General features: G+C 72.6%; 10 protein-coding genes and 1 pseudogene. 6 read left to right on the forward strand and 5 right to left on the reverse strand.

The genetic code is table 11. The features are described 5' to 3' along the window. The 3 genes and pseudogenes from ACK4UM_RS20130 to hemC all read right to left on the reverse strand — a co-directional run. A pseudogene (locus tag ACK4UM_RS20130) lies at positions 1-908 on the reverse strand (hypothetical protein); the annotation flags it as partial. Positions 909-1,003: 95 nt separating this feature from the next. Next, a complete protein-coding gene (locus tag ACK4UM_RS20135) occupies positions 1,004-1,750 on the reverse strand; it encodes a uroporphyrinogen-III synthase (protein ID WP_409802630.1) in 747 nt (248 codons plus the stop codon). A 13-nt stretch (positions 1,751-1,763) separates the two neighbouring features. Next, positions 1,764-2,690, reverse strand: coding sequence for a hydroxymethylbilane synthase (gene hemC, locus ACK4UM_RS20140; RefSeq protein WP_409802631.1), 927 nt, complete (start codon positions 2,688-2,690; stop codon positions 1,764-1,766). Positions 2,691-2,810: 120 nt separating this feature from the next. Here hemC and tsaD point away from each other — a divergent pair, with 120 nt between their 5' ends. From tsaD to ACK4UM_RS20165, 5 genes are all read left to right on the forward strand, one after another. Beyond that, positions 2,811-3,911: a tRNA (adenosine(37)-N6)-threonylcarbamoyltransferase complex transferase subunit TsaD gene (tsaD, locus tag ACK4UM_RS20145; RefSeq protein WP_409802632.1), complete on the forward strand. Its 1,101-nt coding sequence runs from the start codon at positions 2,811-2,813 to the stop codon at positions 3,909-3,911. Beyond that, positions 3,908-4,894 carry an NAD(P)H-dependent glycerol-3-phosphate dehydrogenase gene (locus tag ACK4UM_RS20150; RefSeq protein WP_409802633.1) on the forward strand — a complete coding sequence of 329 codons (987 nt, stop codon included), beginning with the start codon at positions 3,908-3,910 and terminating at the stop codon, positions 4,892-4,894. The genes tsaD and ACK4UM_RS20150 overlap by 4 nt, the downstream gene beginning before the upstream one ends. Positions 4,895-4,937: 43 nt before the next feature. Beyond that, positions 4,938-5,351: an EVE domain-containing protein gene (locus ACK4UM_RS20155; protein ID WP_409802634.1), complete on the forward strand. Its 414-nt coding sequence runs from the start codon at positions 4,938-4,940 to the stop codon at positions 5,349-5,351. Between the two features lie 703 nt (positions 5,352-6,054). Further along, positions 6,055-8,193: an NAD-dependent DNA ligase LigA gene (gene ligA / locus ACK4UM_RS20160; protein WP_409802635.1), complete on the forward strand. Its 2,139-nt coding sequence runs from the start codon at positions 6,055-6,057 to the stop codon at positions 8,191-8,193. Positions 8,194-8,295: 102 nt separating this feature from the next. After that, positions 8,296-8,664: a hypothetical protein gene (locus tag ACK4UM_RS20165; protein ID WP_409802636.1), complete on the forward strand. Its 369-nt coding sequence runs from the start codon at positions 8,296-8,298 to the stop codon at positions 8,662-8,664. A gap of 192 nt (positions 8,665-8,856) precedes the next feature. Here the strand turns inward: ACK4UM_RS20165 and ACK4UM_RS20170 are convergent, their stop codons facing one another. Next, positions 8,857-9,249 (reverse strand): TIGR02301 family protein, encoded by a 393-nt coding sequence (locus tag ACK4UM_RS20170; protein ID WP_409802637.1) that lies wholly within the window; start codon positions 9,247-9,249, stop codon positions 8,857-8,859. Further along, the gene (locus tag ACK4UM_RS20175; protein ID WP_409802638.1) at positions 9,246-9,686 is read right to left on the reverse strand and encodes an NUDIX hydrolase; all 441 of its coding nucleotides are present in this window, start codon (positions 9,684-9,686) and stop codon (positions 9,246-9,248) included. Before ACK4UM_RS20175 ends, ACK4UM_RS20170 begins: the two co-directional genes overlap by 4 nt. A gap of 176 nt (positions 9,687-9,862) precedes the next feature. On the opposite strand from ACK4UM_RS20175, the gene ACK4UM_RS20180 reads away from it, so the two are divergent. Beyond that, on the forward strand, positions 9,863-10,372 hold the full coding sequence (locus tag ACK4UM_RS20180; RefSeq protein WP_409802639.1) for a flavodoxin family protein: 510 nt from the start codon (positions 9,863-9,865) through the stop codon (positions 10,370-10,372). Positions 10,373-10,534 lie beyond the last annotated feature (162 nt).

Raw genomic sequence — 10,534 nt, forward strand, 5'->3', positions numbered from 1 at the left:
AGCGCGTCGTCGGCCTGGGCCTGCGCGGCGGCGGCGGCCGAGCGCGCGTCGTCGGCGGCGGAGCCCGCCGTCGCGGCGGCGCCGCGGGCGGTCTCGATCGCCTGGCCGAGCTCGGCATAGGCGCGCTCCATGGCGGCCGAGATGCGCTGGCCGACCTCCTCGCCCATGGCCTGACCAAAAGCGTTCTCGAGGGCGGCGAGGCGCTCGTCCAGCGCCGAGAGGGCGGGCGCGGGATCCTGCGGGATCTCGGGGATCTCCGGAACCTCCGGGGGCGGCGGCAGGGCTTCGAGCTGGGCGCTCGCCTGCGCGGCGGCGTTCTCGGCCTCCTCGGCGCGGGCCTCGGCCTGCTCCGCGCGCGATTCGGCCTGCGCGACGCGCGCCTCGGCCGCCGCGATCCGCTCCTCGATGGGGGCAGGCACCCCGGCCGGGCCGCGGAAGAAGGCGTCGTAGGCCACGAGCGCACCGCCGACGAGGAGCGCGGCGACGAGCGCCGCGGCGATCGCGCCGCTCCCGCCGCGGGCGGGCTCGCTCGCGCGCGCCGGCGGCTGCTGCGGCTGCTGCGGCTGCGCGTCCGCCCGAGCGGGGCTCGCCTCGGGCGCGGCGGCGGGGCCGCGGGCGGCGATGCCGGGGGTGGTGCGCCGAGGATCGGCGGAGGCGGTCGGCGTCGGGGAGGGCGCGTCCGTCGTCGCTGCGGCGGGCGTCGCTGCGGCGGGCGTCTCGGGCGACGCGGCGGCGGGAGCCGCGGCGGCTGGCGCGGCATCCATCGTCGGCCGTGCGACGTCGGTGACGATCACGGTGTTGGGCACGGGCTTGTCGGCGGGGGCGGGCGCCGCGGCCTCGGAGACGCCCTCGGGAGAGGGGCTTTCCGCACCGTCGCGTCCGGCTCTGGATTTCGGGGTCTTCGTCACGGCATCCTTTCCCGAGCTCGGCTCTGTCGTCCTCGTCTACACCGGTCGCGCCCGCCGCGACAGGTCAACCTTGGCATTGATCAACGCCCGATCCCTCATCTTGCTCCAAAGGCCACGCTCGCGGCGTCCGCAAAAGTGCTGAGGAGCGCGGTTTCCCGCGGCTCCTGCGCCACGAGCACCCGCCCGGCCCCCGCCCGCCTGAGCGGATCTGCCGCATCTTCCGAGATCGCGGCGTGGAGGAGACGCAGGAACTCACCTTCCACGCCGCCGGTCCTGGCCGCCTCCAGCGCGAGCGCGACAGAGCGTCGCGAGTAATGCAGCGCACCCTGGAGCGTGTCTTGCGCGAGCGCGTCCCGCACCCGCGCCTCGAGCGGCCGCGCCTGCGCCCGGTACGCGCACCAGGGGACGACGCGCAGGCCCGCGGCGGCGAGGCTCGCGCCGGGTTCGTCCTTGCGATCCTCTCCCGCGACGTGCAGGAGCCGCGCGCCCGCAGGCAGGCTCTCGCGCACGAGGCCCGAGAGCGCCAGCGCGTCCCCGTCCGCGCTGCGCGCGTCGGGAAAGCCGGCTTCGGTCATGGCCTGCGCGCTCGCCGCCCCGACCGTGAAAACGGGCAGCGCGCGCATTTCATCCGGCAGAGCGGCGAGAAAAGGCGCGGCGCGGGCGCTCGTGACGAGGAGCGCGTCGAAGCCGCCCTCCGGCGGCGGCTCGCCGGTCGCGACGATGCGGGTGAGCGGCGCGACCACCGGATCGAATCCGAGCGCGACGAGGCGCGCGGCGGTGCGCGCGGCCTCGGGCTCCGCCCGCAGGACGAGGACGCGCGGCGGGGCCGCTCGCGCCGTCATGGGAGCCGCCCGGTCACGATCCGAAGAAGCCGATCGGCAGCCGCCCCTTCACGTCGCGTCCGATCTCCGCGCCGAGCCGTACGGCGTCCGCGACCGGCGCCTCGCCCTCGCCCTCCACGCTCTGCGAGCCGTCGGGGCGCAGGACGAGCCCCGTGAAGCGGACCCGCCCGCCCTCGATCGTGGCGTGGCCGGCGATCGGCGTGCGGCAGGAGCCGTCGAGCACCGCGAGGAAGGCGCGCTCGCAGGCGACCGCCGTCGAGGTCTGCGGATGGCAGATCGCGGCTGCGGCCTCGCGGGCCCGCTCGTCGCCCGTGCGCACCACGATCGCGATCGCGCCCTGCGCCACGGCGGGGAGGAACTCCTCCGTCTCGAGCACCGCGGTCGCGTGATGGGAGAGCCCGAGCCGGTTGAGGCCGGCGATGGCGAGGAGCGTCGCGCCGTATTCCCCCGCCTCGATCTTGGCGAGCCGCGTGCCGACATTGCCGCGCATCAACGTGACTTCGAGATCCGGCCGCAGGCGGCGCACCATGGCCTGCCGGCGCAGCGAGGCGGAGCCGACGATGGTGCCCGCAGGCATCTGCGCGAAACTCCCGCCCGCCCGCGAGATCAGCGCGTCGCGCACGTCCTCGCGCGGCAGGAAGCCGGCGAGATGCAGACCCTCGGGCAGATCGTTCGGCAGATCCTTGCCGGAATGCACGGTGATATCGACGCGTCCCTCGAGCTGGGCGGCGTCGATCTCCTTCGTGAACAGGCCCTTGCCGCCGGCTTCCGAGAGCGCGCGATCCTGGATCATGTCGCCCGTCGTCTTGATGACCTCGAGCGGCAGATCCTCGATCGCGTGCCCCAGCCCCTCGGAGAGGCGTCTCTGGGTCTCGTGCGCCTGGGCGAGGGCGAGCGGGCTGCCGCGCGTGCCGATGACGAAGGTCGGCTTTTTTGTCATGTCCGCGTCCGATTCTCCGAATGCCGCGCGTTCACTTCCGCGCGAGGGGCGACTATAGGTCTTGCCGCGCGGCTTCTCAAAGTCGGGAAGACGCCGCATCGGCAAGGGGACGAGGCGACCATGCGGGTCATCGGGATCGAGACCACCTGCGACGAGACGGCGGCGGCGATCGTCGCGACCTCCGAGGACGGGCGCGGCACGATTCTCGCCGACGAGGTTCTGTCCCAGATCGCCGAGCATGCGGCTTATGGCGGCGTCGTGCCCGAGATCGCCGCGCGCGCCCATGTCGAGGTGGTCGATCGCCTCGTCGCCCGGGCGCTCGCCAAAGCGGGGCTCGAATTGGCCGATCTCGACGGCATCGCGGCCGCGGCGGGGCCGGGGCTGATCGGCGGGGTGATCGTCGGGCTCACGGCCGCGAAGGCGCTCGCGCTCGTCTCGGGCAAGCCGCTTCTCGCCGTGAACCACCTCGAGGGCCACGCGCTCACCGCGCGGCTGACCGACGGCGTGCAATTCCCCTACCTCCTCCTCCTCGTATCCGGCGGGCACACGCAGCTCCTCGCGGTGCGCGGGGTCGGCGATTACGTGCGCCTCGGCGGCACGATCGACGACGCGATCGGCGAGGCCTTCGACAAGGTCGCGAAACTCCTCGGCCTGCCCTATCCCGGCGGTCCGCAGGTGGAGCTCGCGGCGAAGGCGGGCGATCCGGAGCGCTTCGCGCTGCCGCGGCCGATGCTCGGGCGCCCGCAGGCCGACTTCTCGCTGTCGGGCTTGAAGACGGCGGTGCGGCTCGAGGCCGAGCGGATCGCGCCGCTCTCCGAGCAGGACATCGCGGATCTGTGCGCGAGCTTCCAGAACGCGGTGGTGGACGTCGTCGTCGACCGCACCCGCGTGGCGCTGCGCGCCTTCCAGGAGATCGCCCCGCGGCCGAGCGCGCTCGTCGTCGCCGGCGGCGTCGCGGCGAACGGGGCCCTGCGGCGCGGGCTGCAGCGGCTCGCGACCGAATCGGGCTTGCGCCTCGTCGCCCCGCCGCTCGAATTGTGCGGCGACAACGGCGCCATGATCGCTTGGGCGGGCATCGAGCGGTTGCGCCTCGGCCTCACGGACGGGCTCGACGCGCCGGCGCGGGCGCGCTGGCCGCTCGGCACCCCCTTCGCCGAGGCGAACGTGGCCGCTTCGGAGAGCGTGGCGGCGCAGAGCGTCGTCGACGAGGCCGCGCCGTGAGCGCGCCGCTCGCCGTCGTCGGCGCGGGCGCCTGGGGCACCGCGCTCGCCAACGCCGCCGCGATCGCGGGAGAGGACGTCCTGCTCTGGGGGCGGGACCCCGACCACATCGCCGCCATGGCCCGCGACCGCGAGAACGCCCGCCATTTCCCCGGCGTGCCGCTCGAAGGCCGGGTGCGCGTCACGAGCGCGCTCATGGACCTGTCCGCCTGCGACGCCGCCCTCCTCGTCACCCCCGCCCAGAGCGCGCGCGAGATGACGGAGGCCTTGGCGCTCGTCCTGGCCACCGACGCGCCCCTCGTGATCTGCGCCAAGGGCATCGAGCGCGCGACGGGCTTCTTCCTCTCCGACGTCGTCGCCGATCTGCGCCCGGGCGCGCCCGTCGCGGCGCTCTCGGGTCCGAGCTTCGCCGACGATGTCGCCCGCGGCCTCCCCACCGCCGTGACGCTCGCCTGCCCGGACGGCGCGCGCGCCGCCGCGCTCGCCGCGCGGCTCTCGGGACGGACGTTCCGGGTCTATCATTCGAGCGATCTGCGCGGGGTCGAGATCGGCGGGGCGGCGAAGAACGTGCTCGCGATCGCCTGCGGCGCCGCCATCGGCCGTGGCCTCGGCGAGAGCGCCAAGGCGGCGCTCACCGCGCGCGGCTTCTCCGAATTGATGCGCTTCGCCCGCGCCTTCGGCGGTCGGCCCGAGACGCTGATGGGGCTCTCCGGGCTCGGCGACGTGGTGCTCACCTGCGGCTCGGCGCAATCGCGCAACTTCGCCTTCGGCGAGCGGCTGGGCCGCGGCGCGAGCGTGTTCGAGGCGGCGGGCGGCAGGCTCGTCGAGGGCGTCTTCACCGCCCAGGCGCTCGTCTCGATGGCGGGCGCGCGCGGCATCGAAATGCCGATCGCCGCCGCGGTGGAGGCGCTCGTGTCGGGGCGGATCGACCTCGACGCGGCGCTCGAGCAGCTGATGACGCGGCCCTTGAAGGCCGAGGACTAGGGCATCATCCCAACGAGGGGCACGAAGCGAGGGGGCAGAAGGCATGGCGTATTGGCTCTTCAAGTCGGAGCCCGACGTGTGGTCGTGGGACGCGCAGGTCGCGGCGGGCGAGGCCGGGACGCATTGGAACGGCGTGCGCAACCACCTCGCCAGGAAGCACCTCATGGCGATGAAGCGCGGCGAGCGCGGCTTCTTCTATCATTCGAACGAGGGCAAGGCGGTGGTCGGCATCGTCGAGGTGATCCGCGAATATTACCCGGACCACACCGACGAGAGCGGCCGCTTCGGCATGGTCGACGTCAAGGCCGTCGAGGCGCTGCCGCACCCTGTGACGCTCGACGCGATCAAGGCGGAATCCGCGCTCGCGCAGATGGTGCTCGTCAACAATTCGAGACTCTCGGTGCAGCCGGTGACCGACGAGGAATGGGCGCTCGTGCGCAAGATGGGCGGTCTGTGAGGGAGAATCCCTCCCCGTAGGGGAGGGTGGACTTTCGAGCGCGTGCGAGAAAGGCCGGGTGGGGCCCGACGCTTGGAGAATTATCTCCACCCGGGCCCCACCCGACCCCTGTCGCTGGCGCTCCAGGGGCCACCCTCCCCTACGGGGCTACGCGATTCACACATCGTGATCTGCGGGTCGCAAGACAAAGGACAAGGCGCCGCCGCTCTCCTTCCCCTCAGGGGAAGGTGGCCCGGCGCCGAAGGCGGCGGGTCGGATGGGGTTTTTCGCAGCGAAGCTGCGAAGGGGCGTCGTCGTAGAGCGCCTTACGTTAGGAGAAGCTCAACACCCCTTCGCTCCTTCGGAGCGAAAGACCCCATCCGTCTCCGACCCCTATTCGGGGTCGGAGCCACCTTCCCCTGAGGGGAAGGAAAGCGGCCGCGCCGTTTCCGCCGAACGCATGCACGAACGCCGATATGTGCACTCCGTAGCCTGCGTAGGGGAGGGTGGACTTTCGAGCGCGTGCGAGAAAGGCCGGGTGGGGCCCGACGCTTGGAGAATTATCTCCACCCGGGCCCCACCCGACCCCTGTCGCTGACGCTCCAGGGGCCACCCTCCCCTCCGGGGAGGGAGCGCCCGTCTCCCACGCTTTCCCCTCGAATTCCTGTCCCGAAGCGCTAATCTCCGCCCCCGTCGAAGCCGCGACTGACCCCCGAGGCGCCTCATGGCCCGCAAGCCCGTCTCCTATGCCGATCTCGAGCCCGCCGAACTGACGCAACGTCAGGCGAAGAACGAGCACGCCCGGCTGACCGAGGCGATCGCCGCCCACGACGTCGCCTATTTCCAGGAGGACGCGCCGACCATTCCCGACGCCGAGTATGATGCCCTGCGTCGGCGGCGCGCGGCGATCGAGGAGCGGTTTCCGGAACTGACCGGTGCCGCCTCCGAGGCGGTCGGCGCGAAGCCGGCGGAGAAATTCGCCAAGGTGCGCCACCGCGTGCCGATGCTCTCCCTCGACAATGCCTTCTCCGACGAGGAGGTGGGCGAGTTCGTCGCCCGCGTGCGCCGTTTCCTGAACCTTTCCGACACGCCGGTCTTCACCGCCGAGCCCAAGATCGACGGGCTCTCCCTGTCGCTCCTCTATCGCGACGGGGCGCTCGTCACGGCCGCGACGCGGGGGGACGGGGCGGAGGGGGAGGACGTCACCGCCAATGCGCGCACCGTCGGCGACATCCCGCAGACGATCCCCGCCTCGGGCGAGATCGAGGTGCGCGGCGAGATCTACCTGTCGCACGCGAATTTCGCCGCAATCAACGCGCGCCAGGCGGAGGCCGGCAAGCCGCTCTTCGCCAATCCGCGCAACGCGGCGGCGGGCTCGCTGCGCCAGCTCGATTCGCGCATCACCGCCTCGCGCCCGCTCGAATTCTTCGCCTATGCCTGGGGCCACATGGACGCGCGGCCGGCGCCGACGCAATTCGAGACCGTCGCGCATTTCCGCGATTGGGGGTTTCGAACGAACCCGCTGATGCGCCGCTGCGCGAGCCTCGAGGAGATGCTCGCCCATTACCGGGCGATCGCGCAGGACCGCGCCGCGCTCGGCTACGACATCGACGGCGTCGTCTACAAGGTGGACGACCTCGCGCTGCAGGAGCGGCTCGGCTTCGTCTCGCGCGCGCCGCGCTGGGCGATCGCGCACAAATTCCCGCCGCAGGAGGCCTTCACGATCGTGGAGGACATCGAGATCTATGTCGGCCGCACGGGCTCGTTGAACCCGGTCGCGCGCCTGCGGCCCGTGACGGTCGGCGGCGTCGTCGTCTCGAACGCGACGCTGCACAACGAGGACTACATAAGAGGCATCGGCGGGAACGGCGAGACGATCCGCGAGGGGCGCGACATCAGGGTCGGCGACACGGTCGTCGTCTACAGGGCGGGCGACGTCATCCCCAAGGTGATGGACGTCGTGGTCGACAAGCGGCCCGCCGACGCCAAGCCCTACGAATTCCCCACCGTATGCCCCGCCTGCGGCAGCCATGCGGTGCGCGAGGTCAATCCGCGCACGGGCAAGGAGGACGCGGTGCGCCGCTGCACCGGCGGGCTGATCTGCCCGGCGCAGGCCGTCGAGCGGCTCAAGCACTTCGTCTCGCGCAATGCGATGGACATCGAAGGGTTGGGCGCCGAGCGGATCGAGGAGCTCTACGAGATCGGCCTCGTGCGCGCCCCGCAGGACATCTTCACGTTGGAGCGCCGCAATGCCGAGCGCCTCGAGCGGCTGGAGGCCCGCGAGGGCTGGGGCGCGCTCAGCGTGCGCAACCTGTTCGCGGCGATCGCGGCGCGGCGGGCGGTGGAACTCAACCGGCTGATCTTCGGGCTCGGCATCCCCCATGTCGGCGAGACCGGAGCGAAGCTGCTGGCGCGCCATTTCGGCGGCTTCGAGGCCCTGCGCGAGGCGGCCCTTCGCGCCGCGGGCGGGGATGCGGAGGCGCGCGCGGAATTCATCAACATCCACGGCATCGGCGTCGTCGTCGCGGATGCGGTGATCGAGTTCTTCCGCGAGCCTCACAATGAAGAGATGCTCGACGCGCTGCTGCAGGAGGTCTCGCCCCAGCCGTTTGAGGCGATCGCCGCGACGGACAGCCCCGTCGCCGGCAAGACGGTGGTGTTCACGGGCTCGCTCGAGCGGATGACGCGCGACGAGGCCAAGGCCATGGCCGAGCGGCTCGGCGCCAAGGTCGCCGGCTCGGTGTCGAAGAAGACGGACATCGTGGTCGCGGGGCCGGGCGCCGGCTCGAAGCTCGACAAGGCGCGGGAATTCGGGGTCGAGATCATGGACGAGGAGGGCTGGCTCGCGCTCGTCGGGCGGTGACGGGCCGTTCAGTTCGCGTTCAAGTGCAAGGGCTTAACCGCCTTTCGAGCGCGGCGCACCGCCGCGCGTCCAGGCCCCCGTCACGAAAGAGAACGCCAAGAAATGGCCTCCACCCGCACCAAGTCCGTCGCCCTCGGCGCCGCCGTCCTCGTCGCCGCCACCGCGCTCGTTCCCGCCCCCGCGCTCGCCCACGATTGGCGGCGCGATCACCACCGCTACGAGCGCGTCGCACCCCATCCGGTTCCGGCCCGCCGCCACGACGGCGGAGCGCTCGCGCTCGGCATCGTCGGCGGTCTCGCGCTCGGCGCGATCGCCGGCGCGGCCATCGCGAGCCCCGGCCCCGTCCGCGTCGCCCCGAGCGTCGGCGTCCATGTCGGCGCGCGCTTCGCCCCCGTCTGCGAGACGGTCCTCACCCGCGGCTACGACCGCTGGGGCAACCGCGTGATCTTCCGCGAGCGCGTCTGCTGGTAAAGCGAAGGTCCCCGCCGGACCCGGGACCCGAAACCTCGACGACACGTCCGAGCGCGCATGTCGCGCTCGGCTCGCACCCTCGGAGGAGCGTCGGTGAAGCGCAGCCTACAGGCTGCGACCGACGCCGTCCTGCGTATGGGCCCCGGATCGCCCTCCAGCGTCCGGGATGGCAACCAATGAATGCACTTCACCTCACCCGCCGAAGCGGCGGGCGACGGCGCGGGTGAGGCGCTCGCCTTCGTCGAGATAGCCGGCGATGGCGCGCTCAGCGGCCGGCGTGCAGATCCGGTAGGTCAGCGCGAAGGCGCGAAAACCGCGATTGTAGGCGCCCGCGAGCCGCTCGCCGCGCGCGCCGCCCTCGGCCTCGATCAGGCGCTGCATGCGCGCCGGCCATTCGGGCGCGTCGGGCGCCTCGCACAGATCGCGCAGGAAGGCGAGCGCGCCCATCACTTCCGCGAGCCGCAACAGCTCCGGCTCCCAGGCGGGGGCGGGCGTGACGATTTCGGCCGGGGCGTCCTGCGCGGACGCGGGCGGTGCGGTCGCGAGGAGGGCGGCCGCGAGGAGCGCCGAACCGATCCGCCTCATCGCGCGCCCTCCGCCATCGCGAGCGCGGCGCGCGCGATCTCGGCGAGATGGGGCGTCGTCGGCAGGTGCTCCATCTGCGCGAGATCGACCCAGCGCACCGCCTTCGCGGGCCCGATCGCGGCCTCGCCGGAGACCCATTGCGCGGCATGCGACACGATCACGAAATGGGCGGCGACCCGTCCCTCGTCGTCGCGCTCGATCACCTCCACCGGGCGCACCACCCCGATCACCCGAGCCCTCACGCCGACCTCCTCGGCGAGCTCCCGCAGGGCCGCCTCGGCGAGCGTCTCGCCGGGCTCGACGAGACCGCCGGGCAGGGTGAAGAGATCCGCCATCGGCGGGCGCGCACGCGCGGCGACGAGCACCCGGCCGTCGCGGACGACGGCGACGCTCGAGGCGAGGAAGGGGCGGGAGGGGTAGGAGCGATCGGGATCCACGAACAGACTTGTGACAAACCGCGACCCCCGATTCAAGCGAGCATGCGTGCGGGCGGGCACCCGAGCCGGTGCGACAACGCCGCAGGCGGTGTCTTCCGTTCCCGCCCCGCCTCTCGACGCGACGCGCGATCTTTGCCACTCTCGAGAGGCGGGGGCGCGAAGAGGGGAGGGCGGTGATGGCCGCGCCGCGCACGCTCGTCGTCTTCTACAGCCGCACCGGAACGACCGCCCGCGTCGCCGTCCAGCTCGCGGACGCGCTCAAGGCGGATCTCGTCGAGCTGCGCTCGCGGACGTCCTTCGGCGGGCTCTTCGGCCTCTTGCGGGCGATCTGGCTCGCACGGGCCAAGAAGGGAGCGCCGGTCGAGAGATTGCCGGTCGATCCCGCCGATTACGACCTCGTCGTCGTCGGCACCCCGATCTGGGCGAGCCACATCGCGCCTCCGGTCCGCGGCTTCCTCGAGGAGAACAAGGGCCGGATACGCGATTACGCCTGCTTCTATACCTGCCTCGGCACCGGCGCTCCCGAAGCCGGCGAGGACATGGCCCGCATCATGGGCCCCTCCCCGCGCGCCGTGCTCGATCTCGGCCGGCGCGAAGGGGAGGGGGCGGTCGGCGAGGCGCGGATCGCGACGTATTTGAGGGAATTGGGGCTGGCGGAGGGCTTGCGGCACAATCCCTCCCCGTAGGGGAGGGTGGCCTCGGAGCGCAGCGAACGAGGTCGGGTGGGGCCCGACGTTCGTGGATTATTCTCCACCCGGGCCCCACCCGGCCTTTCTCGGCTCCGCCTCGAAAGTCCACCCTCCCCTCCGGGGAGGGATGGGCGCGCACGATCCCTCCCCGTAGGGGAG

This window comes from Salinarimonas sp. (assembly GCF_046292825.1).
Lineage (GTDB): Bacteria > Pseudomonadota > Alphaproteobacteria > Rhizobiales > Beijerinckiaceae > Salinarimonas.

What these genes read in the sequence shown, in the direction of transcription:
- ACK4UM_RS20135 (WP_409802630.1), bottom strand. Translation starts at nt 1,750, where the DNA reads ATGACGGCGCGAGCGGCCCCGCCGCGCGTCCTCGTCCTGCGGGCGGAG.
- hemC (WP_409802631.1), bottom strand. Translation starts at nt 2,690, where the DNA reads ATGACAAAAAAGCCGACCTTCGTCATCGGCACGCGCGGCAGCCCGCTC.
- tsaD (WP_409802632.1), top strand. Translation starts at nt 2,811, where the DNA reads ATGCGGGTCATCGGGATCGAGACCACCTGCGACGAGACGGCGGCGGCG.
- ACK4UM_RS20155 (WP_409802634.1), top strand. Translation starts at nt 4,938, where the DNA reads ATGGCGTATTGGCTCTTCAAGTCGGAGCCCGACGTGTGGTCGTGGGAC.
- ligA (WP_409802635.1), top strand. Translation starts at nt 6,055, where the DNA reads ATGGCCCGCAAGCCCGTCTCCTATGCCGATCTCGAGCCCGCCGAACTG.
- ACK4UM_RS20165 (WP_409802636.1), top strand. Translation starts at nt 8,296, where the DNA reads ATGGCCTCCACCCGCACCAAGTCCGTCGCCCTCGGCGCCGCCGTCCTC.
- ACK4UM_RS20170 (WP_409802637.1), bottom strand. Translation starts at nt 9,249, where the DNA reads ATGAGGCGGATCGGTTCGGCGCTCCTCGCGGCCGCCCTCCTCGCGACC.
- ACK4UM_RS20180 (WP_409802639.1), top strand. Translation starts at nt 9,863, where the DNA reads ATGGCCGCGCCGCGCACGCTCGTCGTCTTCTACAGCCGCACCGGAACG.